This window comes from Streptomyces sp. NPDC056738, from assembly GCF_042790435.1.
In the GTDB taxonomy this organism is placed as follows: Bacteria; Actinomycetota; Actinomycetes; order Streptomycetales; family Streptomycetaceae; genus Streptomyces.
Genome location: NZ_JBHTZF010000005.1, coordinates 78,429 through 101,326 on the forward strand (window position 1 = coordinate 78,429; position 22,898 = coordinate 101,326).

The following is a 22,898-nucleotide window of genomic DNA, read 5'->3' on the forward strand; positions in this document are numbered from 1 at the left end:
GCCGGAGAGTGGCCTGTCTCCCGCAAGAACGGCGGGTTCTGCTACCGGTCCACGCCGGAACGAAGTGCGCGTGACAGGCCCAGGGCCGCCGTGCGCACGGCGGGAGCGAGCTGGGCGGGGCTGAACCGGGCCCGGGGGACGGCCACCGACAAGGCTGCCACCGCTGTCGGTCCGTCGAAGACGGGCGAGGCGATGCAACTGATGCCGGGGGCCGCCTCCTGCTCCTCGTAGGCGAGCCCGGACACCTGGATCTGTTCGATGGCGGTGCGCAGCCGTGCCGGGTCCGTGATCGAGTGCGGGGTCAGTCGGCGTAGCGGCTCGGCCAGGATCTCCTCGGTCAGGTCGGTGCCGGAGAACGCCAGCAAGGCCTTGCCGACGCCGGTGCAGGTCAGGGGGAGCCGGCCGCCGATCCGGGAGGGAAGCGTCACCGCGTGGTGGCCGTGGATGCGCTCGAGGTAGACCACGTCGCGGCCCTCCCGGATTCCGAGGTGCACGGTCTCGTGAGTGGCTTCGAAGAGGTCCTGCAGAAACGGAAGCGCCGTCTCGCGCAGATCGTGGCGGCGCGGGACCAGCGACCCCAGTTCGAAGAGTTTGCCCCCGAGCCGGTAGGTATCGGCTTCGCGTTCCAGCAGACCCAGGCGTACGAGGTCGGCGCAGAGCCGGAACGCGGTCGCCTTGGGCAGTCCGGTCTTCGCAGAGATTTCTGTCAGACGGAACGCTCCTCCGTCCGGCCGGTAGCAATCCAGGATGGCTGACGCCTTGTCGAGCATGTTTCCCAGCACGCTGTTCCGTGTCATGGAACAGATTTTGCCTGGTCGCGGTCGCCGCTTCTATATCTGTTCCCTGTCGGCGCCACCGCCGTCATCGCCGTCCGTTCCATCAGCCGATTCGCTTCGGAGGTATTCCGCATGCCTGTGCCGCACCATCCTTTCGCCGGCTCCGGGAGCCAGGCATGAGCGCCCACGGTTCCGCCGGCGCCGTGGCCGAGGCAGCGGCCGTCCTGGCCGAGGCCACCCGCACGGGAAAGCCCTGTCCGCCGGTTCGCTCGATCCTGCCGGACCAGGACGTCGAGGCCGCCTATGCCGTACAGCGCTTGCACGTCGAGCGCGGCATTGCCGAGGGGCGGCGGCTGGTGGGACGGAAGATCGGCCTGACCTCGCCCGCCGTTCAGCGGCAGCTCGGCGTCGGCGAGCCCGACTTCGGCGCCCTGTTCGCCGACATGGCGGTCCCGGAGGGACAGCCGATCGCGCCGGGCCGCCTGATCCAGCCGAAAGTCGAGGCCGAGGTCGCTCTGGTCCTCGCGGCAGACCTGGCGCACCCGGATCCGACGGTCGCCGACCTGCTGCGTGCCACGGCCTTCGCCCTGCCTGCCCTGGAGATCGTCGACAGCCGCGTCGCCGACTGGGACATCACCATCGTCGACACCGTCGCGGACAACGCCTCCTGCGGGCTGTTCGTCCTCGGCGGCACCCCCGTGCCGCTCGACCGGGTCGACCTGCGCACCGTGACCATGACCCTCACCAAGAACGGCGAGACCGTCTCCGAGGGCACCGGCGCCGACTGCCTGGGCAGCCCGCTCACCGCCGCCCTCTGGCTCGCCTCTACCCTGGCCGGCCTGGGGGATCCGCTGAAGGCCGGGGACATCGTCCTGACCGGTGCGCTGGGCCCCATGGCCGTTGCCGCCGAGGGCGACACGTTCACTGCCCGCATCGACGGCCTCGGCGCCGTCGGCACCGTGTTCGCCTCTTCCGCCGCTCAAGGAGCCCCCGCATGACCACGAAGGTCGCCGTCATCGGATCGGGCAACATCGGCACCGACTTGATGATCAAGGTGCTGCGGCTCTCCGAGTCGTTGGAGATCGCCGCCATGGCGGGCATCGACCCCACCTCCGACGGCCTGGCACGGGCCCGCCGCCTGAAGGTCGCCACCACACACAAGGGCGTGGACGGGCTCGTGAGCCTGAACGAATTCGCCGACGTGTCGATCGTCTTCGACGCCACCTCCGCAGGCGCCCACCGTCGCCATGACCAGGTGCTGCGCGGTCTCGGACGCACTGTCGTCGACCTGACCCCGGCCGCCCTCGGTCCCTACGTGGTGCCACCGGTCAACGGCGACGCCCACCTGGACGCGCCCAACGTCAACATGGTCACCTGCGGCGGCCAGGCCACCATTCCGATCGTCGCTGCCGTCGCCGGCGTGACACCCGTCCACTACGGCGAGATCGTCGCCTCCATCTCCTCCCGCTCGGCCGGCCCGGGCACCCGCGCCAACATCGACGAATTCACCGAGACCACCTCGTCGGCCATCGAGAAGGTGGGCGGCGCGGCACGCGGCAAGGCGATCATCGTCCTCAACCCCGCCGAACCGCCGCTGATCATGCGGGACACCGTGCACTGCCTGGTCGGCGACTGCGACGACGCGGCCGTCACCGCCTCCGTCGAGGAGATGGCCGCTCGCGTACAGACCTACGTCCCCGGCTACCGACTCAAGCAGAAGGTGCAGTTCGAGCGGGTGGACGCCGACGACCCATCGCGCTCGCTGTTGCCCGCGGCCTCGCGGACCGGAGATGCCGCGAAGGTATCGGTCTTCCTGGAGGTGGAAGGCGCCGCCCACTACCTGCCCGCCTACGCCGGGAACCTCGACATCATGACCTCGGCCGCCCTGCGCACCGCCGAGCGCATGGCCGCCCGCTCCATCACCACGGAGGTGCTGTCCCGATGACCTCGCTCTACGTCCAGGACGTGACCCTGCGGGACGGCATGCACGCCGTTCGCCACCGCTACACCGTCGAGCAGGCCCGCAGCATCGCCGGCGCCCTCGACGCCGCCGGAGTCGGCGCGATCGAAATCGCGCACGGCGACGGCCTGTCCGGGTCCAGCATCACCTACGGCGTCGGCGCCCACACCGACTGGGAGTGGATCGAAGCCGTCTGCGACGTCGTCACCCACGCGGTCCCCACCACACTCCTCCTGCCGGGCATCGGCACCCTGCACGACCTGCGCCAGGCCCATGCCCTGGGTATCCGCTCGGTCCGGGTAGCCACCCACTGCACCGAGGCCGACATCTCCGCCCAGCACATCGCCGCAGCCCGGAACCTGGGCATGGACGTCGCCGGGTTCCTGATGATGTCCCACATGGCCGCCCCGGCCGAACTCGCCCGACAGGCCCAGCTCATGGAGTCCTACGGCGCGCAGTGCGTATACGTCACCGACTCCGGGGGGCGCCTGACCATGGACGGCGTCCGTGACCGCGTCCGGGCCTACCGCCACACCCTGGACCCGTCGACCGGCATCGGCATCCACGCCCACCACAACCTCGGACTCGGGGTCGCGAACTCGGTCATCGCCGTCGAGAACGGCGTCACCCGCGTCGACGCCTCCCTCGCAGGGCAGGGCGCCGGGGCCGGCAACTGCCCGCTGGAAGCATTCGTCGCGGTCGCCGACCTGCTGGGCTGGGAGCACGGCTGCGACCTGTTCCCCCTGATGGACGCCGCCGACGACATCGTGCGCCCGCTCCAGGACCGCGACGTGCGCGTCGACCGCGAAACCCTCACCCTCGGCTACGCCGGCGTGTACTCCAGCTTCCTGCGCCACGCCGAGACGGCGTCCCGCCGATACAGCGTCGACACGCGGGCCATCCTCGTCGAAGTCGGCCGACGCGGCCTCGTCGGCGGCCAAGAAGACATGATCACCGACATCGCCCTCGACCTCGCAGCAGATACCGCCAGCTGAAAGAGAACCCAACGGCCCCGACACGGCCCCGACTCTTCCCTGCGCCAAGGGCCCAGCATCCAAGATTCCCGGAACCCGCACGCTTTCCTGTACTGGGCGAGGACCAGTTACCCGGCCGTGCCCCGGGCGGAGGCGCGGATCATGGGCCGGCGAACTCAAGTCCCGTCGTCACACGGACTCTCCATCACCCTGATCCGATGCTCGGACAGCGACCTCCACCGCGGCCGGGGCGGGCTCGTGCTGTGGTTCGCGTGCCGGAGGGACGCGTGCGGCCACGGCGTCGAAGAACCGCCAGCCGTCGACCTGGCCGGCGCGTCCGAAGCGCTCACCGGACGCAAGAGCCTCCTCGATCAACTCCCGTACGGCCGCGGGCCGGTGGAGGTTGAGATAGCCACCGCCCACCCGGCTGACGCCACCCTCGTGAGCCCCCCAGCCCCCGCCGCCCACCACGCGGCCCGGGCCCGAGTCGAAGACGATACGGATCACGCCGGGCGAGCCCTCGCGCGTCAGTACAAGGGCCTCCTGGCAGGAGCGGCCGGTCGCGTCGTCGGTGTCAGGGTCCGGCACATGGCGATGGCCGACCCACCACCGGAATCGCTCGGAGCCGATGACCAAGTGCCGAAGCCGACGACGTCCCATGCCGTCACGTTACCAACGCGCGCCGGTCCGACACGGCTTTCCTCAGCCGCTCGCTGAGCTGCCAGACCACGCATATGGACAGCGCCGCGGCGCACAGGTACAGCCCATCGCTCACCATCACCCTCTCCACCACCCGGCCGGACTGAGCCGCGGTGTCCGCCTTCTTCATGGTGGACAGGGCCCTGTCGCCCGCCGCGCCCGCGGCGAGGAACGAGAGCCACCAGACGGCGAGCAGTGGATGGCCGCGCCGGCGCAGGGGGCCGGGTTCGGCGGCCGCCCACAGGTCGTTGACGATCATCTTGGGGACGAACAGGTCGGCCACCGGAAGCACCCAGCCGAAGAACAGCCACGCGCGGCGGCGGCGCTGTCCCTCGGGCCAGAGCCGCTCCGCGAGGTCCCGCATCCCGCTCATCCATACCGTGAGGACGACCAGGGCTGCGAGGGTCGTGGCCTGCCACCAGCCCAGCAGGTTCCCGAACCATATGTCGGCGTCGATCAGAGGCAGGGCCTCACTGCCGTCGGGCGTGGGCGGCAGCGGTGGTGCCAGCAGGACCTGGTGTTTGTGCCAGGCGGCCAGGCCGGTCGCGACGGTCAGCAGGGCGTGCGCGCCGAGCACGGCGCAGGTCCACAGGGCCAGACCGCCCAGCGACTTCACTGTCCTCTTCACGACGCACCTCCGCGAGCCCCTGTTCGGACTTTCCGCAGGTCGGCGGGCGATCCTAACCCACGCGCGAGCGCGCCGGGCCTCCCATCGACGCCCCCACCAGTGGCCGGACTCGGTGGTGCTGTCGTGCATTCCGGCAACACGTGTGTTCTCAGGGGCGATGGGGAAGGTCTGGGACGAGATGTCAGTCGATGGTTCAACAATCCGGGGGGATTTGTGACGCTCATTCGTCGTGCCGTCGCGGCCGCTGCCGCCGCCTCTGTCGTGATCGTCGTGTCGTCGGCGGACTTCGCGCTGGCCAGGGACGCGCAGCGTTCGTACATAGCCGAGGACGGCACGATCCAAGGATGCGTGAACGCGAAGGGCCGGCTTCGTCTCGTCGAGCCGGACTCCGCCTGCCGCGCCGGCGAGGACTCCGTCACCTGGAACCGCACCGGCCCCCAGGGGCCCGCCGGCCCCAAGGGCGATCAGGGGGACCAGGGGGCCGAGGGCGCTGCCGGGGAGCAAGGGGTCCAGGGAGAGAAGGGGGAGAAGGGAGACCCGGGGGCTCAGGGAGAGAAGGGGGACAGCGGGCCTCAAGGGGTCAAGGGGGAGCCCGGCGACAAGGGCGACAAGGGGGACGCCGGGGCTCAAGGGCCCGCGGGGGCGGACGGGGTCGCCGGGGCGCACGTGGTCACCGCCACGAAGGCCGTCGCCGAGCTGGACATGGTCGATGTCGAGGCGCGGTGCCCGGCCGGTGAGATCGCCACCGGTGGCGGCTGGTACATGCCCGGCGGCACCGCCATGTCGAACGGGCCTGCACTGCACTCCAACCCGATCGTCTCCGGAACCACACCCGTCGGCTGGACCGCCGGCTTCCTGAACGGTGGCGGCAACACGTACACCGCCGCCGTGTACGCGATCTGCGCCAAGTCCGGCTGACCCTGGCCTCGGCCGGGAATCGGCGAGGGGCCGGGTGGCGTACCGGTGCACCGGAGCTCCTCGCCCCTCGCCCTCTGGTCCGCGACGGCGGGGCCCATGGGCCGGCGGACCAGTTCTCGTACGTCCTCGGAACGACATCCGGTACGAGGTGTTCGGCCCGGATCTCCGGCAGCCGGGCCTCGACCGGCGTAGGCGTCCGGGACGCGCGCGGCCATGAGCGTCGCCCGACAACTGCCTTGAGTGGAAAGGCTGTTAGCTTCCACCCTGTGACGGATCACCAGGATGAGACCAGGATCGCCTACGACGGGGTCGTCGAGCTCTACGCGTCGATGTTCGCCGACCGGATGGAGTCGCGGCCGTTCGCGCGGGCCATGCTCGGCGCCTTCGCCGAGCTGGTGCGCGAGACGGGAAATCTGCGCACCGCCGACGTCGGATGCGGACCCGGCCATCTGACCTCCATGCTGCACGAATCGGGCCTGGACGCCTCCGGGTTCGACCTCTCCCCGGCCATGGTCGAGCACGCCCGGCGGGCCCATCCGGAGCTGCGGTTCGACGAGGCGCGCATGGAGGCCCTGCCCGTCGAGGACGGCGCGCTCGGCGGGGTGCTGGCCCACTACTCGATGATCCACACCCCGCCCGGGGAGCTGCCCCCGCTGCTCGCCGAGCAGGTGCGTGTCCTGGCGCCAGGGGGCCTGCTCCTGGTCTCGTTCTTCGGCACCGAGGGTTCGGAGCCGATCCGCTTCGACCACAAGGTGACTCCCGCCTATAGCTGGCCTGTTGACCGGTTCGCCGAGCTGCTGACCGAAGCCGGGCTCGTCGTGGTCGCCGAGCTGCGCCACGATCCGGCCTCCGAACGGGGCTTCCTCGACGCCCACTTGCTGGCCCGCCGCCCCTAGGACGTGTCCTCCGGGCCTCGATGCCCCGTCCTCCATGCCGCCTTGTGGGCCGGGCCGGCGCGGCTGTCCGGTGCCTGTGAGTTGCCTCACCCGTCGTCATCGTCGCCCGCATGCGAAGTGCCTGGCCAGCAGCCCGTAACTCCTCTCGGAGCACGGTCTGTTGGCCGGATGCGTCAGTTATCTGTCATTGCAGTCAGTCGGAGATCCGATACAGGCTGTGACCGTGGCAGAGCGACGTGTGGTTGTAGTGGTGTACGCGGGTGCCATGGCGCTGGACATCACCGGACCGATCGAGGTGTTCGACATCGCCAACCGGCTCCTGGACCCGGGGGGCGACCCGTACCGGATCGACCTGGTCTCCGCCGACGCGCCACTGGTGCGCACGAGTTCGGGTGTCAGCTTGGCGGCGATGCCCCTTGAGGCGGGGCGGGGCTCCATCGACACGCTTCTCGTGCCAGGGGGATGGAGTGTGGGCGAGGCGCTGCGCGACCAGGCGCTGATCTCGTGGATCGGCACGGCGGCGGCCCGGTCGCGCAGGGTCGCCTCCGTATGCGGCGGATCCTTTCTGCTCGCCGAGGCGGGCCTGCTGGACGGCAGACGCGCCACCACGCACTGGGCGTACAGCGAGACGATGGCCTGCCGCTATCCGGCGGTGACGGTGGACGCCGAGCCGATCTTCGTCTGGGACGGACCCTTCGTCACCTCGGCGGGCGTGTCGACCGGGATCGACATGGCGCTCGCCCTGGTCGAGGCCGATCACGGAGCGGCCCTCGCCCTGGAGACGGCACGGTTCCTGGTGCTGTTCCTCAAACGGCACGGCGGGCAGTCCCAGTTCAGCGCGCTGCTGGACGCCCAGTTGGCGGACCATCCGCCGATCCGGACGGCGCAGGAGTGGATCCTGGAGAACCTCCACAACCCGTTACCCGTGGCCGAGATGGCCGAGCGCGCCAACATGAGCCCGCGCAACTTCGCCCGGGTCTTCCGGCGCGAAGTGGGCACGACTCCCGGGCAGTACGTCCAGCGCACCCGGATCGCCCGCGCCCGCGAGCTGCTGGAGACGACCGATCTGCCGATCAGTCAGATAGCGGGCCGCTGCGGATTCGGTGCCCCCGAGACCTTCTTCCGGTCCTTCGGGCGAACGCTGGGCGTCACCCCGAAGGAGTACCGGCACCGCTTCCAGGTCATCACGTCGTCCGGTCTCGTCGACCGGCCCCACGAGAGGGACGGGAGCCCCGTATGACACCCGCGGCAGACGTGCCCGAGGCCGGGACGGTACGCATGGTCGACCACTTGGCGGGCGAGCTCGCCCGGGCCGGGGTCACCCACATGTTCGGAGTCGGCGGCGCGAACATCGAGGACCTGTACGACGCCGTGCACCGCGGCGGAGTCGTGCGGGGCGTGGTCGCCAAGCACGAGTTCTCCGCCGTCACGATGGCCGACGGTTACGCCCGAACCACCCAACGCCTGGGGGTGGTTGCCGCCACCTCGGGAGGCGGCGCGATGAACCTGGTGCCGGGCCTCGCGGAGGCGTACGCGTCCAGGGTGCCGCTGCTCGCCCTGGTCGGCCAGCCGCCGACGGTCCAGGAGGGCGAGGGCGCCTTCCAGGACACCAGTGGCAAGGGCGGCTCATTCGACGCGGCCGACGTCTTCAGCCCGATCTCCCGCTTCTGCGCCCGGGTCGAGGACCCGGACTCGATCGGGGAGCTGTTGGCACGGGCGATGGCGGCGGCGCGGACGGAGCCGCGCGGCCCTGCGGTGCTGCTGCTGCCCAAGGACGTACAACAGGCACGGATCGCCTTGCCGGGCCAGGATGATCCGGTGCCGGCAGAGGCGGAGGCACCGGTACCGGCGGAGGCCACGTCGACAGGAGCCGCACCGGCCGAGGCTGTACCGACAGCGGCCGCACCGGCAGAGGCCGCGCCCCCACCGCCCGCGCCCTCGCCGGCCGCTGTCGCCGAGGTGACGGACATCCTTCGCGGCGCGAGCACCGTCCTTGTCATCGCCGGAGAGGGCGTCGCCGCGGCGGACGCCCGTGCGGAACTGTCCCGGCTGGCCCGGCACCTCGGTGCGTGGGTGGCCGTCACCCCGGACGCCAAGGACGTCTTCGACAACCGTGACCCGCGGTTCGCGGGTGTGGCGGGGGTGATGGGCCACGCCAACGTAGAACACTGTCTGCGGCGGGCCGATGTGTGCCTGCTGGTCGGCACCCGGCTGCCCCTCCTGGCACGCGGCGGCCTGGAGCGGGCCCTCGCCACCACCGACGTCGTGTGCCTGGACTCCGAAGCGCCGTTCGTGCCGGGTACCGCGCTGGTCGGGGACCTGCGGGACGCACTGCGCGCGGTGACCGAAGGGCTCGCGTCGAGCCCGCGCCCCTGCCCCCGGCACCCGGGCCCCCTCCCCGCACCCGCCGCGGGCCTTGACTTCCCGGCCGTCCACGGGCGGATCGTCCCCTTCTCCCAGGCCCTCGCCGCCGTTGAGGCGGCCCTGCCCGAGGACGCGCACGTCTTCGTCGACGCCGGCAACACCGGTGCCAGCGCGGTCCACCTCCTTCCGGCGCCGCGCCACGGCCGTTTCGTCGTGGCGCTCGGGATGGGAGGCATGGGCTACACCTTCGGCGCGGGCATCGGTGCCGCGCTCGCCACCGGGCGGCGCACCTACGTACTCGCCGGCGACGGGGCCTTCTTCATGCACGGGGCGGAAGTGCACACCGCCGTGGAGCACTCCGCGCCCGTCACCTTCGTCGTCTTCAACAACAACGCCCACGCCATGTGCGCGCTGCGCGAGGAGTTCCTTCAGGGCGCAGTCCGCGACGACGACGTGTTCGGCGAAACCGACATCGCGGCCGGGGTGGCCGCCGCGTTCCCGTCCCTCGACGTCACCGGCGCCGGGAGCGCGGCGCACCTGCGCGAGGCGCTGCTGCGGGGGAACACGGGCGCCGGGCCCGCCTTCGTGGCGCTGGACTGCGACCCGAAGGAGATCCCCCCGTTCCTGCCATTCCAGCCCTTCGCGCGAGCCACCGGCCATGCCGACCGTGCCGAACACGCCGACACCAAGGAGCAAGCAGATGAGCGACGTATCGTCCGCGCCGGCTGACATCCCGGGCCTGATGCGGATCGAGAACCCGGGCAGGGACGAACTGACCGCGCACTGCGTGGACTTGACCCACTCCGTCTACCCCCATCACCAGGTCTACGGGCAGTACTGCACCATCCACGAGTACGTCGACTGTCCGCCCGAACTGACCTACGACTACCTCCGCCAGGGCCACCACCTGGAGGAATGGACCTGCAGCCTGCGGGACTTCGAGCCCTCCGGCACCCCCGGACTGTGGGTCGGACGCGACCGGCTGGAGGAGGACACCCGGATCTACTGCAGGATCGCCGCCAACCCCGAGGCCATGACCGTGGATTACCACTGTTCCTGGGACCAGGGCGACAAGCTGTGGATGATCTACCTGATGCGGGTCGTGCCGGCCCGACTCGTCCTCGACAGGCCGGGATCGGTGATCACCTGGACCAACTGCCGTCATCCTTACTACGACACGAACCCGCACCCCGAACTCGCCGCCCGCCCCGACCGGCCCTGGGTGGGAGACTACTGGGACCTCTTCTACGCGGGCCACACCGTGGAGATGAACAACCTCAAGGCGATCCTGGAGCATCGCCACCGGAACGGCCAACCGGTGAGCGTGGCTCCCGCGAGGGCGGTGGCATCGTGACCACGGTCAGCCTCACCGACGTCGCCGCCTACCTCCCGGGCGATCCGGTCCCCGCCGAGTACTACACCGAGTACCCGGGCGCGGAGGACAAGCTGCGCGGCCATCCCATGTTCAAGGTCCCGAGCTCACGGCACCACGTCGCCGCGGACGAGACCAACACGGACATGATCGAACGCGCCGTCCAGCCCCTGATCGAACGCCACGGCAGGGACGAGATTCGAGGCGTGGACGTACTCCTGGTGCACAGCCAGCTCCCGGACCTTCCGTTCGTCGGCGCGGGCACCGAAGTGGCGCGCCGGCTGGGGCTGAACCCGGAATGGCTCGTCGACGTGGCCAACGCGGGCTGCGCCTCCTTCGTGTACATGCTGAAGCTGGCCCGGCAGATCCTCACCACCACCGACGCGAGGACCGCGCTGATCTGCAACGCGCAGAGTGTCGCCGGGCAGTGTTTCACCCAGTCCGAGGTGCGTCGGCTCGCGCAGGCCGCGATCCCGGGCGACGGCTGCGGCGTGGGATGGGTGACCACGTCGGCCGGCGCCCCGGTCCTCGACGTGGAGACCCGGCACATCGGCGAGTACGCCGGGGACATGACCCTCGCGGTCGACGACGGACGCAAGTACTGGGAGCCGGGGGAGTCCCAGCTCCGGATCGGGTTCACCGACGCGAGCGTCGCCAAGGTGCTGGCACGCGGCAACCGGCTCGTCCCGGAGGTGATCACGGACCTGTGCCGACGGCTCGGCGTGGCGACCGCCGACATCGACGTCCTGGTCACCAACCAGCCGAACCGCACCTTCCTGCGCAACTGGGCGGAGGCGCTGGAACTGCCCGCCGAGCGGCACCTGAACACCTTCGACCGGTGCGGCAATCTGTTCGGTGCGGCGATCCCGGTCACCCTGGACCACGCGATCGCCTCGGGCCGGGTGAAGGACGGTGACCTCGTGGTGCTGGGCGGATTCGCCCACGCCGGCGACTTCGCCGGAGCCGCCGCCGTGCGCTGGTCCGGCGGGCGCCGGTGACCCGGTGGCCGCCGGCCGCGCGGGATGCGTTCATGGCCGGTGGCCGCGGGTGGCGGTGAGCTCGTAGCCGGTGGCCGCGCGGCCGGTGACGGTGACCTCGTAGCCGGTGTCCGCGCAGGTGGGGGGACTTCGCGGTCGGTGGTCGCGCGGGGTTTCGTGGCAGCGGCGGCCATCGTCCCGTCGTACGAGGTGATCACCCGCCGATGACGCCGTCAGCGTGATGTTCGGCCGTGAACGCAACCGGAGGGGCCCTCGCGGAGATCTCGACAGGTGGTTCACAACCCATCGGTGAGGAGACAGAGATGACCCCCTGGAACAGTGAGACCCTCGGTTCCCGCGCCTTCGTCGACCCCTATGCCGTACAGACCCGTGACACCGCCGTGCCGGCTCAGGCGCGGTCCCGCGACGACGGCGACTTCCTGCTGGCGCCGCCCAACCCCGCCCACCGCCTCAGCTACACCCTCGACCCCCAGGACCAGCGGCGTCTGGCCCTGCACGCGACCCTGACGGCCGCCGGCATTCCTCCGATGCCCGAGGACCGTGCCGTCATCGAGCAGATCAGCTCCCTCCCGGCTGACGTCAACGAAGTCCTGCAGCGCTGGCTGCACCACACCCTGTGACGGACAAGGCGAAGCCCGGCGATGTCCGGCTCTCAGGGCTCGACGTACTGGACGGCCTGCATCATGCCGAGGTCCTCGTGGTGGAGTTGGTGGCAGTGGGCGATGGTGTGCCCGGTGAAGTCCTCGTATCTGACGAGGAAGGTGACCCGGTCGCCGGGGGTGCCGCCGTTCAGGCCGATGGTGTCGTGCCAGACGGGTGGATCGAGCCGTTCGCCGTTGCGGTGGGTCAGCAGGAACTGGTTGGTGTGCAGGTGGAAGGGGTGGCTGTGCGCGGGCACGGTCTCGTCGGTGCGGACGGTCCAGCGTTCGACGGTGCCCAGGGTCAGGGTGTGGTTGGTGTAGCCGGGGTCGAACAGGCCGTAGGCCGGGTCGCGTGTGAGGTCGCCGCCGGGGTGCGCGGCCGGGGTCGCATGGCTGCCCAGGATGCGGAAGGCGTTGGGGAAGGCTCCGGTGAACGCGCCCGCGTCCGTGTGGAACACGATCTCCCGGTCGGCGCCGGGGTCGGTGATGTCCCGCTCGTCGAGGAAGGGGCGGCCCGGCGGCAGCGAGACCGGCAGCGCCATAGGCGGTTCCACGGGTTCTCCGGCGACCTCGATCGTCATCAGGGGCTCGGGCACCGCACGGTCGCGCAGCTCGTACCTGCCGGGCGCGCCGCCGCGGACCAGGACGTCGGCGCGGTTGCCCATGGACAGGTCCAGCAGGTCCCGGGCGACGGGTCCGGCGAACGTGACCCCGTCCTGCGCGATCTGGTGCATCGTCAGGGTCCCGCGGACCCCGGTGACCTGGAGCCGCAGGGCGGTGAACGCGGTCGCGGCGACCAGCCGCCACCGCTGGACCTCGCCGGGGCGCAGGTGGAGCGTGGGGTTGACCGTGCCGTTGACGGTGAAGGTGGAGGGGACGCCGGTCATCCAGCCGCCCGAGGTGAAGGCGGGGACCTCGCCGTCCTTGAACTTGAGTTCGTTGACGCAGACGACGATGTCGGCGGCCGCCTTGATCTGGGGGATCTCGTCGACGTCGCCTTCGACGACGATCACTCCCGCCATGCCTCCGAGGATCTGCTCGGCGGTGGATCCGTGCAGGTGCGGGTGGTACCAGTAGGTTCCGGCCGGGTGGTCGGCCGGGACGTGGACGGTGGTCACATACCGCGGCTCCGGGGCTCCGGCGGCGGCCTCCTCGGCGGTGCGCGGCGCGAACTCGCGCAGCACGTTGTCGGCGTGGCCGGACGGGCGGACGTGCATTCCGTGGGTGTGCAGATTGAAGCTGTTGGCGTGGTGCGGCACGTTGTGACGGCCGCTGTGAGGCGTGTTGGGCGGCAGACCGTTGATGTGCGTCAGCCGTAGGACGTCCCCGCCGTGCACGCGCAGGGTCGGCCCCGGGATCGTCCCGTTGTAGGTCCGCGTGGTCACCGGTCCGTACCCGGGGATGGTGACGTCCGCGAACCGGACGTCGAGGGTCTGCTCCACGGCCGACGGCGACGCCGAGCCGGGCACCGGCCGCGAGGAACAGACGGCCGGCTGCGGAAAGGCCGCTGTCACCCCCGTCACCGAGGTCGTGCGCGGCCCTGCCGACGCCTCGTCCGTCGCTGCCGCGAGACCGGCGGCGGGGATGGCCTTGAGCACCGATCGACGGCTGATTCCACCATTTCGCCCCATGACCGGCCAATTTAGATCAACTCGACCAGATGCTCGGGCGGCACACACCGCGGTGACTTCTCCGGCCCTGGACGCGGGAGCTATGCCGCGGGGCTCTCCGACGTGTCGCGCTGGAAGTCGTACACGGCCCAGTCGGTGAGTTCGCGGTAACCGAGGCGCTGGTAGAGGGCGTTGCTCGTGGGGTTGGCCAGGTCCGCGAACAGCACCACGTCCTTCGCGCCCGCGGCGAGCGCGGCACGGCTCACCTCGGACGTCACGGCGCCCGCGTATCCGTGGCCTCGCTGGTCGGCCGGCGTGTAGACGATGTCCACCTGGATCTGGCCGCCGATCAGAGGGTTCATGCCCGCGACGGAGGCCGGAGTGCCGTCCGGGGTCTCCCAGAGCGTGTACCGCTTGTCGGCGAAGCGGGTGTCGGCCCAGGTGTCGGCGCTGATGGACACCTTTTCCCCGACAGCCCGCGCGAATTCGCCGCACCAGAACATGGCCTGGTCGAGGTCCCGCTCGCCCAGGACGCGGCCGCGGCCCGCCGGCATCGGCTCCGGTGGGGTGAGGGTTCCGAGGCGGTAGAGGCGCAGCCGCGTCTCGCGCGCCATCGGGATCGCGCCGGTGTGCCGCTGCCAGGCCTTGGCGAAAAGGGCCGCCGTACGCTGGTCCGCGCTGACGTGGGGAACCGGGTCCCCCAAGGTGGCGAGGCGGCCGGCGAGCGCGTCCGCCTGCTCGGGCGTGAGCGGCGAAAGGCCGAAACCCCTGGGCGGAAGGCGATAGAACGTGGCGTGCACCTTGCCCCCTCGCTCCAGCACTCCGAACAGGGGCGCTCCGGCACCGAACGCGTCCGCGCCCCGCTTGCGGATTCTCTCGGCCCAGGTGAGCTGCATGATGTGCAGACCGGGCCGGGAACGCAGGAAGTGTCCGGCGCGGTCGAGAAAGCCGTCGACGTCGTGGGTGAGGTGCCAGTCATCCGGTCGCATGGCTCATGATCCCAGGGCGGTGAGGATGCCCGTCGGCTTTCCGCCAGGAGGAGGTGTTCCGCGTCCCGGTTATCCTGACTCGTTCCGAACAGGCCAGGGAGGTCCCGCACCATGAGCAGCACCACGTCGTCGTTTCCCGAGCGGATCGAGCTCTCGGGGGAGGGGCTCGTCCTTCGTGACTGGACGGAGGCGGACCTGACGGCGATGCCGGAGCTGTTCGACCACCCCGACATCGCGTACTGGACGCCGATCGTCTCCCCCTTCGACGAGGCCGCCGCCTGGGCCCGCCTGGACCGGGACCGGGAGATGCGCGCGCAGGGCACGGCCGTCCTGCTCGCCATCACGGTCGACGGCGGGGCGCCGCTCGGCGAGGTGATGCTGCGGCGCGCCCCCGAGGGCATGGAGATCGGCTACGCGGTGGGTCCGGCGCACCGCGGCCAGGGCCTGGCGGTCCGGGCGGTGCGGGTGATGGCCGCGTACGCCTTCGAGCGGCAGGGTGCGGAGCAGGTGATCCTGGAACTGGAGGCCGAGAACGCCGCCAGCGTCGCCGTGGCCACGAAGGCGGGCTTCGAACTCCTCGACGTGCCGCTGATCACCGGCGAGGAGAAGGGCCGCCCCTTCTCCCTCCAGACGTGGGGCCTGAACCGCCCCTGACCGGACCGACGGGCCGCCTCACCGAGCGGTCGCCGGACATCCCGTCAGGCCCGCCGAGCAGCCCCTGGTGATGTTCCGTGGGGACCACCGAGGCTGATGTTCCGCGGTGCCTGCCGAGCGGTCGCCGGATATTCCGTGGTGCCCGGGGCGACCGGACGGGATCATGAACGACCGCCGTCCCGTACAAGGGGCGGCGGTCGTCCCGTACGAGGGGCGGCGGTCGTCCCGTACGAGGGGCGGCGGTCGTCCCGTACGAGGGGCGGCGGTCGTCCCGTACGAGGGGCGGCGGTCGTCCCGCATGAGGGGGGCGGTCGTTCACATCCGTCCCTTGGAGGCTTCCTGCATGACTGTTCCCCCGCTGATCCGACGTGTGCTGGGCGACGGGCCCTTCGCCGAGATGGGACTGCCGGGTCCGGCCGTCCTCGACGACCGTTCGCGCAGGGTCGCCGTGGCGGGTGACGTCGGGGCGCTTCAGTGGAGCGGCGCCGGGACGGCGGACCAACGCTGGACCGGGCACCGGATCGGCGTCTACGACCGTGACACCCTGCGGTGCGAACACCTGGTGCGATCCGCCTACCCCGTTCACTCGCTCGCCTTCCACCCCGCGCTTCCGCTGCTGGCCGTCGGCACGGGCAGCTACGACGGGGGTTACGCGTTCGAAGGGGAACTCCTCCTGCTCCACCTGGAGTCCGGCACCGTGGTGTCCGCGCTCCCGTTCGCGCGGGAGGTGCTGGAGGTCGCCTGGCGCGGCGAGCGGGAACTGTGTCTGGTCCTGGCTCCCCTCCACGACGACGACAACCCGGACGCCCACGAGCAGGGACACACGGTCGTGGTCTCCCGCGACGACTGGAGCGCGGTGGGGCGGAGGACCGTCGAACGGGAGGAACTCGTGGCGCCCGCGCGACCGGTCGCGCGGGCGGATCACCGGGCGGAGACGCGCCGCCTCCTGGCGGACCTCGCCGCGGCGGGCGGCCGGGAGTGGTCGCCCCGGCGACGGGTCTGGGCCGTGGAGAGCGGGAAGGACGGCCGTGTGCTGGCCGCCCTGGACGGGGTCCTGGCGGAGTCGTGGCCCCCGACGGGCGAACGGGACTGGGCGGTCGAGGACGAGGAGGGCGGCCGCCAGTTGGTGCCCGCTTCCGACGGGGCGTCGGTGTGGACCAACGCCGAACGCCGCCTGGCCTGGAGGGACGGACGCTGGGGGCGGGACGCGCCCCGGATCGCCCGCGTGGCGGTCGGCACCGGCGAGGTGCTGGAGACGCTGGGCCTGGACGGATCCGGGGTCCTCGTCGCCGGTGGCGGCAGGATGGTCGTGCGCCCGACGGACCGCGGGCGCAAGGATCCGGAACGGCTGACGCTGCTGGACCTCGACGCTCGGGCGGAGGGCCCGGAGGTCGGCGGCTTCGATCTGATCAACCACGCGTTCCCGGTCAGGCACGCGAGCGGCCCGTACGTCCTGGTGGGCACGCGACCGGACGCGTCGTACAAGGACAAGTGGGTCGTGGCGGTGGGCGCGGACGGGACGGCGCGGCGGCTCTTCCCGCACTCCTGGGACCCTCGCGAGCACCACTTCGGCGGTCCGGCGGCCGAGATCGGGCGGTCCCTGGTGTACGCGGGCGCCGTCCACGACTGGGCCGGACCCCAGCCCGGTGGTGCCTATGTCGTACGACGGTCGCTCGACGGCGCGGTGAGGTGGCAGCACCGTATGGATCATCCGGCCACCGCGCTCGACGTCGACGAGGACACCGTCTACGTCGCCTGCAACTCGGGTGCTCTGACCGCACTGGACGCCGAGGGCGGCACGGTCCGATGGCGCACCGAACTCGAGATCGAGGACACCCCGACCACGGCACTCTCGCTCGCCGTGACCCCGGACGGGCACCTGCTGATCGGCACCGTGGACGGCCGGATCCTGGAGTGCTCGGTCCGGCGGTGACGGTGTGGGAGACGCATCTCCTGCAAGAAATCGACTTTGACTTGCAGGATCCGTACTGAATCGCGGAAAGACATGTTCGACGTCTTGTCCGGGTGTCCCGTCGCGCCCTAATGTCCCGGTACGCAGCGGCACGGCTGATTCCCGCCGTGCCGCCGCGCACCGAGCGGCCCTCGGTGTCCTCCGCCCCGAGAGAAACGAGAAGCCGATGGCGCCGTACACCCACCACGAGGCCGCGGAGCGGGCCGGACGCCCCACGCGAAGACCGGTCCGGACGATCGCCGCGGTGGCCGCTGCCGCCGCCGGACTCGTGCTCGTGCTCGGTGCCCCCGCCCCGGCGGCCTCCGGGCACGGCGGCGGGGGCGGCCCGGTGGCCGGTGAGGGTGCTCCCGCGGTGACACGCGCCGGGCTCGATCCCGGCCTGGTCGCCGGGCGCGGTGCCGCGGTGGACTTCGCCGAACAGGAGGCGGAGGGCGCGGCGACGAACGGCACCGTCATCGGCCCCGACCGCAGCGCCTACACCCTGCCCTCCGAGGCGTCCGGGCGTACGGCGGTACGCCTGAAGCCGGGCCAGTACGTCGAGTTCGCCCTGCCCCGGGCCGCCAACGCCCTCACCGTGCGCTACAGCATCCCCGACGCCCCCGGCGGTGGCGGCATCACCGCGCCCCTCGACGTCTCCGTCGACGGCCGGCACCGCGACACGATGACCCTCACCTCGCGGTACTCCTGGCTCTACAACCAGTACCCGTTCAGCAACGACCCCCAGGCCGACCTGCTGCACCCCGACTGGTGGATCACCGAATGCGGCTGCGTCCCGGCCGCCACCACCCCGACCCCCACCGTCGACAAGCCGTTCCGGCCCAGCCACTTCTACGACGAACAGCGACTCCTGCTCGGCAAGCGGTACGCGGCCGGCGACACCGTCCGCCTCACCGCTCCCCGGAACAGCGGCGCCGCCTGGACCGTGATCGACCTGCTCGACACACAACTCGTCGGCGCGCCGCACGTCGAGAAGCAGGCCGCGAACGTCCTCGCGTTCGGCGCCGACCCCACCGGCCGACGTGACGCGGGCGACGCCTTCGACCGCGCCATCGCCTACGCGAAGAAGCGGCACCTCAAGGTGTACCTGCCGCCGGGTACTTACCAGGTGAACCGCCACATCGCCGTGGACGACGTGACGATCGTCGGCGCCGGGAGCTGGTACACGATCGTCAAGGGCCACCAGGTCACCCTCGACACCCCCGCCCCCGACGGCTCGGTCCACACCGGCGTCGGCTTCTACGGCAAGGACGCGGCGGACGGCGGCAGTCACGACGTCCATCTGTCGGGCTTCGCCGTCGAGGGCGACGTGCGCGAACGCGTCGACACCGACCAGGTCAACGCCGTCGGCGGGGCACTGAGTGACTCGACGATCGACGGCCTCTACCTCCACCACACCAAGGTCGGCATGTGGTTCGACGGCCCGATGACGGGACTGCGGGTCACCCGCACCGTGATCGCCGACCAGATCGCCGACGGGCTCAACTTCCACACCGGCGTCACCGATTCGAGCGTCTCGGACACCTTCGTCCGCAACACCGGCGACGACGGTCTGGCCATGTGGTCGGAGAAGACCGGCGACGCGCGCAACGTCTTCGCCCACAACACCGTGCAGAGCCCCGTCCTCGCCAACGGCATCGCGCTCTACGGCGGCACCGACAACACCGTCACCGGCAACCTCATCGCCGACCCCGTCAGAGAGGGCAGCGCCATCCAGGTCGGATCCCGGTTCGGGGCCGAGCCCTTCAGCGGCCGACTGCGGATCACGGACAACACCACGGTCCGCTCGGGCCCGTTCGAGCTCAACTGGAAGATCGGCCTCGGCGCCATCTGGTTCTACGCCCTGGAACGGGACATCGACGCCGACATCGAGGTCACCGGCGACCACTTCCTCGACAACACCTACAACGCGATCATGCTCGTCTCCGACTTCCCCGTGAAGGACAAGTACGCGATCCGAGGGGTCCGCTTCAAGGACATCCGCGTGGACGGCACCGGCACCTCCGTGCTCAGCGCCCGCTCCGCCGGCTCGGCCTCCTTCGAGAACGTGGACGCCCGCAACGTCGGCGCGGTCGGCGTCAACAACTGCGGATCCTTCAACTTCCCCGCCTCCGGCTCCGAGTTCGCGGTGAACGACCTCGGCGGCAACGACGGAGGCGGCACGACCGGCCCGTGGATGGCGTCCTGGGAACTGCCCAACACCATCACCTGCGACGACCGGCCGCCGGTGGTCCAGCCACCGGCCCCGGCGCCCTGGTGAGGGACGCCCGCACCTGACACGCACCGCCTTGGCGGCGGCCGGTCCCCATCGGCCGCCGCCCTCGCGCGTGGCGGCGCGTGCCGATGCGCCTGCCGCGCGGAAGCATGCGGAATGCGCATTGATCATGCCAATAGGGTCACCACCATCGGCTTCGCCGCGTGACACCGCGCCTCGGCCGAGCGGCCTTGGCGCCCCCTGCTCGTCCGGCGTCGTGACCGCAGCGGCTATCCTTGCTCACTTGCCCGGGCCGACCGTCGCGGAAGCCAGGGGGAACGGGCCAGGCCCGATGCCGCAAACCGCGGGGCGATCTTGGAATGGATGCCCTCGCGTCGTTGCTGCACTCCCATGGGCTCACCCTCTTCCCGGGGTGCTCCGGGTCACGAGGCCCGGTGCGACGGGACGTGGAAACCGTGGGCGAGCTCACGTCACCCCGCCCACCGGTCCCGGCCCGTTGTCTTCGAAAGGTTCTCCTGCACCATGCCCTTGGCTCTGCTGGCCCTGGCCGTCGTCGCGTTCGGTATCGGCACGACCGAGTTCGCCACGATGGGGCTCCTGCCCCAGATCGCCGACGGAATCGGTGTGTCCGTACCGCACGCCGGCAACGTCGTGTCGGCGTACGCGCTCGGTGTCGTCGTCGGCGCGCCGCTCCTCACGGGCATATGCGCGCGTGTCCCGCACAAGCGGCTGCTCCTCCTGCTGACCGGGCTGTTCGTGATCGGCAACATGGCGTCCGCCGTCGCCCCGACCTTCGGCACGCTCTTCGCCGCACGCTTCCTCGCCGGTCTGCCGCACGGCGCGCTCTTCGGTGTCGGGGCCGTCGTCGCCTCGCGCCTGGTCGCCCCGGACCGGGCTGCACGCGCCGTCTCGAAGATGTTCCTCGGACTGACCATCGCCAACATCGTCGGCGTCCCGGCCGCCACCGCGCTCGGCCAGCACCTGGGCTGGCGCGCCGCCTACGGCGCGGTCGCCGTCATCGGTCTGATCGCCCTCGCCGCACTGGCGGCGTTCGTCCCGCACCAGCCCCGCGAGGGGCAGTCCGGCATCCGGCACGAGCTGCGCGCCATGGGCAACAAGCAGGTCGCCATCGGCCTGGCCACGGCCGTCGTGGGCTTCGGCGGATTCTTCGCCGTCTACAGCTACCTCGTCCCGATGCTCACGCACCTGACCGGGCTCTCCGGCACGTCGACGACCTGGGTGCTCGCGCTGTACGGCGTCGGCATGACCCTGGGCACCCTGATCGCCGGACCGCTCACCGACCGCGCGCTGCGCCCGACGATGTACTGGGGGCTCGTCCTGCTGGCCGCGGCCCTGGTGACGTTCTACTTCGCGGTCCACAGCACCGTGCCCGCGCTGGTGACGATCACCTTCATCGGCGCCATGGGCTCGCTCATCACCACGCCGATCCAGATGCTGCTCATGGCCAAGGCGAAGGACGCCCCGACGATGGCGGCCGCCTCCAACCACTCGGCGTTCAACCTGGCCAACGCGGGCGGAGCCTGGCTCGGCGGCCTGGTCATCTCGGCGGGCTGGGGCTGGGCCTCGCCCAACCTGGTCGGCGCGGCCCTCGCCGTGGCCGGTCTGGGCCTCGCCTTCACCGGCGGTGTCATGGACCGGGGCCGGCGGCGCTCCGAAGTGATCACGCAGGCTTCCCCCGTCGCCGAACGGGAGACGCCGGTCACCACCGCCGACTGACCGGGGGAGCGGGACATCGGCGTGACGGGCCTCGATGAGCGCCCGGCACGCCTACTCGTTCCGGCCCGCGCCCTCGACGGCCGGACCCGCACCGTCCACGGCCGGCGCGCCGCCCTTCACCGCCGGGCCGGCTGCCTGTGCCCCTCCGGCATGACCCGTGGCCCCGGCGGCCCCCACGGTTGCGGCCGCGTGGTGCCCCGGGGCGGCCATCCCGCACGGCGCGCAGCCGGACGCCCGCTCCGGACGCAGCGGCACACCGTTGTCGCGCAGCACGTCCCGGAGGTCGAGGATGAGCGGGAACACCTCGTGGTTGTGGTCCTCGCCCTGTTCGTCCCAGGCACGCTGCTCGGCCTCGACCGCCGTCCGGTCCTGCGCGAAGACCCGCTCGGTGAAACGGCGGATGAGCGGCCAGGCGAGATGCAGCGCCCCGGGCACCGACGGCTTCGCGATCGTGAGCAGGCCGTAGGCGTGATTGATCCGCTGTTCCGCGTCCTCGGGTACGTACGCCGCCCAGAGCGAGAACACCGGCAGGTCGCTGCCCTCGGGGACGTCCCGCAGGGTCTGGTACGGATACTCGGTGCGGATCGTGATGGTGTCGGGCCGGTCCTTCCCTCCGATCCCCTCGGCGGACAGCAGCCCCGCGCCCCGGTCCTTGCGCCCGCCGGCGGGGACGAAGAGATAGCGCGCCTCGACGTGCCGCGGCCCGGCGTCGTACCCCAGCAGTTCCGGCTGGATGCGGCCGAGCACACTGCGGTGCAGGAACTGGTGGTTCATGTCGAGCAGGTTCTCGTGCATGAACGAGTAATGGCAGCGCACGGTGCGGGAGAACGTCATGGTGCGGTGCGTGGCGGAGTGGTACTCGGGAAGGAACGGGAACGGCGCGTCCTCGGCGAGCGCCGGGTCACCGGGGAACACGAACACCAGCCCGTAGGCCTCGCGCACCGGATACGAGCGCACTCCGCGCGGCGGCCGCTCGCAGCCCTTGGGCAGATAGGGGATCTGTGAGATGCGGCCGTCGCCCCGATAGGCCCACGCGTGATAGCAGCAGCGCAGGATGTCACCCTCGACCACGCCCATGCTCAGCGGCACCTGCCGGTGCGCGCACCGGTCCTCCAGCGCGTGCACGGCACCGCTGCGCCCCCGGTACAGCACGATGCGCTCACCGGCGAAGACGGCCGCGAACGTCCGGTTGCGCCGTACCTTGCGCGAGGTGGCCACCGGATACCAGTGGTCGGGGGAGATGCCGACCCGGCGCAGGTCGGCGATCCTTCCGGGCCGGTCGGCGGGGCGGCTGTCCGAGTGGTGCGCCGTCGAGGGCTCAGGGCGCGAGGGGGTGTGAGGGTCCGATGCGGGGCGGTCGGGCCGGGCCTCGGTCATGTGCGGTGCTCCCTTGCATCGGGGCGCGAGGCCGCGTCGTGCGGCGGCGGGGAGACCGCGCGGCAGGTGCGCGGTCCGCGTCCCGCCGCGTCGCCGGCCCCGTCGGGGGAACCCACCCCGC

General features: G+C 71.4%; 20 protein-coding genes. 14 read left to right on the plus strand and 6 right to left on the minus strand.

Annotation, left to right across the window (positions count from 1 at the left end; genetic code table 11):
• Positions 1-41 precede the first annotated feature (41 nt).
• Positions 42-770, minus strand: a complete 729-nt coding sequence (locus tag ACFRIC_RS14415) for an IclR family transcriptional regulator (protein WP_382785894.1) — start codon at positions 768-770, stop codon at positions 42-44.
• A gap of 182 nt (positions 771-952) precedes the next feature.
• On the opposite strand from ACFRIC_RS14415, the gene ACFRIC_RS14420 reads away from it, so the two are divergent.
• Genes ACFRIC_RS14420 through dmpG form a run of 3 tightly spaced genes read left to right on the plus strand, consistent with a single transcriptional unit; the run spans position 953 to position 3,731 of the window.
• Positions 953-1,774, plus strand: a complete 822-nt coding sequence (locus ACFRIC_RS14420) for a 2-keto-4-pentenoate hydratase (protein WP_382784483.1) — start codon at positions 953-955, stop codon at positions 1,772-1,774.
• A complete protein-coding gene (locus ACFRIC_RS14425) occupies positions 1,771-2,721 on the plus strand; it encodes an acetaldehyde dehydrogenase (acetylating) (RefSeq protein ID WP_382784486.1) in 951 nt (316 codons plus the stop codon). Before ACFRIC_RS14420 ends, ACFRIC_RS14425 begins: the two co-directional genes overlap by 4 nt.
• Positions 2,718-3,731, plus strand: coding sequence for a 4-hydroxy-2-oxovalerate aldolase (gene dmpG, locus ACFRIC_RS14430; protein ID WP_382784488.1), 1,014 nt, complete (start codon positions 2,718-2,720; stop codon positions 3,729-3,731). Before ACFRIC_RS14425 ends, dmpG begins: the two co-directional genes overlap by 4 nt.
• Before the next feature lie 168 nt (positions 3,732-3,899).
• On the opposite strand, the gene ACFRIC_RS14435 is transcribed toward dmpG, so the two are convergent.
• Positions 3,900-4,370 carry a hypothetical protein gene (locus ACFRIC_RS14435; protein ID WP_382784491.1) on the minus strand — a complete coding sequence of 157 codons (471 nt, stop codon included), beginning with the start codon at positions 4,368-4,370 and terminating at the stop codon, positions 3,900-3,902.
• Positions 4,371-4,374: 4 nt separating this feature from the next.
• Positions 4,375-5,037 (minus strand): DUF4328 domain-containing protein, encoded by a 663-nt coding sequence (locus ACFRIC_RS14440; RefSeq protein ID WP_382784494.1) that lies wholly within the window; start codon positions 5,035-5,037, stop codon positions 4,375-4,377.
• 213 nt (positions 5,038-5,250) lie between these two features.
• Here ACFRIC_RS14440 and ACFRIC_RS14445 point away from each other — a divergent pair, with 213 nt between their 5' ends.
• From ACFRIC_RS14445 to ACFRIC_RS14475, 7 genes are all read left to right on the plus strand, one after another.
• Positions 5,251-5,955 carry a hypothetical protein gene (locus ACFRIC_RS14445; protein WP_382784496.1) on the plus strand — a complete coding sequence of 235 codons (705 nt, stop codon included), beginning with the start codon at positions 5,251-5,253 and terminating at the stop codon, positions 5,953-5,955.
• Between the two features lie 266 nt (positions 5,956-6,221).
• Entirely contained in the window at positions 6,222-6,851 is a 630-nt protein-coding gene (locus ACFRIC_RS14450; protein WP_382784499.1) for a class I SAM-dependent methyltransferase, read from the plus strand.
• Positions 6,852-7,074: 223 nt separating this feature from the next.
• Positions 7,075-8,091, plus strand: coding sequence for a GlxA family transcriptional regulator (locus ACFRIC_RS14455; RefSeq protein WP_382784502.1), 1,017 nt, complete (start codon positions 7,075-7,077; stop codon positions 8,089-8,091).
• Positions 8,088-9,944, plus strand: a complete 1,857-nt coding sequence (locus ACFRIC_RS14460) for a thiamine pyrophosphate-binding protein (protein WP_382784505.1) — start codon at positions 8,088-8,090, stop codon at positions 9,942-9,944. Before ACFRIC_RS14455 ends, ACFRIC_RS14460 begins: the two co-directional genes overlap by 4 nt.
• Positions 9,916-10,569, plus strand: coding sequence for an SRPBCC family protein (locus ACFRIC_RS14465; protein ID WP_382784507.1), 654 nt, complete (start codon positions 9,916-9,918; stop codon positions 10,567-10,569). The genes ACFRIC_RS14460 and ACFRIC_RS14465 overlap by 29 nt, the downstream gene beginning before the upstream one ends.
• The gene (locus tag ACFRIC_RS14470; protein ID WP_382784509.1) at positions 10,566-11,585 is read left to right on the plus strand and encodes a 3-oxoacyl-ACP synthase III family protein; all 1,020 of its coding nucleotides are present in this window, start codon (positions 10,566-10,568) and stop codon (positions 11,583-11,585) included. Before ACFRIC_RS14465 ends, ACFRIC_RS14470 begins: the two co-directional genes overlap by 4 nt.
• Positions 11,586-11,887: 302 nt before the next feature.
• Positions 11,888-12,205: a hypothetical protein gene (locus tag ACFRIC_RS14475; protein WP_382784512.1), complete on the plus strand. Its 318-nt coding sequence runs from the start codon at positions 11,888-11,890 to the stop codon at positions 12,203-12,205.
• 32 nt (positions 12,206-12,237) lie between these two features.
• Here ACFRIC_RS14475 and ACFRIC_RS14480 read toward each other — a convergent pair whose 3' ends face one another.
• On the minus strand, positions 12,238-13,857 hold the full coding sequence (locus ACFRIC_RS14480) for a multicopper oxidase family protein (protein WP_382784515.1): 1,620 nt from the start codon (positions 13,855-13,857) through the stop codon (positions 12,238-12,240).
• Between the two features lie 80 nt (positions 13,858-13,937).
• Positions 13,938-14,825: a GNAT family N-acetyltransferase gene (locus ACFRIC_RS14485; RefSeq protein WP_382784518.1), complete on the minus strand. Its 888-nt coding sequence runs from the start codon at positions 14,823-14,825 to the stop codon at positions 13,938-13,940.
• A 111-nt stretch (positions 14,826-14,936) separates the two neighbouring features.
• On the opposite strand from ACFRIC_RS14485, the gene ACFRIC_RS14490 reads away from it, so the two are divergent.
• The 4 genes from ACFRIC_RS14490 (at position 14,937) to ACFRIC_RS14505 (ending at position 21,400) form a co-directional block, all read left to right on the plus strand.
• Positions 14,937-15,479 (plus strand): GNAT family N-acetyltransferase, encoded by a 543-nt coding sequence (locus ACFRIC_RS14490; protein WP_382784521.1) that lies wholly within the window; start codon positions 14,937-14,939, stop codon positions 15,477-15,479.
• A 343-nt stretch (positions 15,480-15,822) separates the two neighbouring features.
• Positions 15,823-17,412 (plus strand): PQQ-binding-like beta-propeller repeat protein, encoded by a 1,590-nt coding sequence (locus tag ACFRIC_RS14495; protein WP_382784524.1) that lies wholly within the window; start codon positions 15,823-15,825, stop codon positions 17,410-17,412.
• Between the two features lie 205 nt (positions 17,413-17,617).
• Positions 17,618-19,708: a glycosyl hydrolase family 28-related protein gene (locus ACFRIC_RS14500; protein WP_382784527.1), complete on the plus strand. Its 2,091-nt coding sequence runs from the start codon at positions 17,618-17,620 to the stop codon at positions 19,706-19,708.
• Between the two features lie 477 nt (positions 19,709-20,185).
• Complete coding sequence (locus tag ACFRIC_RS14505; protein WP_382784530.1) at positions 20,186-21,400, plus strand: MFS transporter; 1,215 nt, start codon at positions 20,186-20,188, stop codon at positions 21,398-21,400.
• Positions 21,401-21,451: 51 nt separating this feature from the next.
• Here ACFRIC_RS14505 and ACFRIC_RS14510 read toward each other — a convergent pair whose 3' ends face one another.
• Complete coding sequence (locus ACFRIC_RS14510) at positions 21,452-22,777, minus strand: Rieske 2Fe-2S domain-containing protein (protein ID WP_382784533.1); 1,326 nt, start codon at positions 22,775-22,777, stop codon at positions 21,452-21,454.
• Positions 22,778-22,898: the final 121 nt, after the last annotated feature.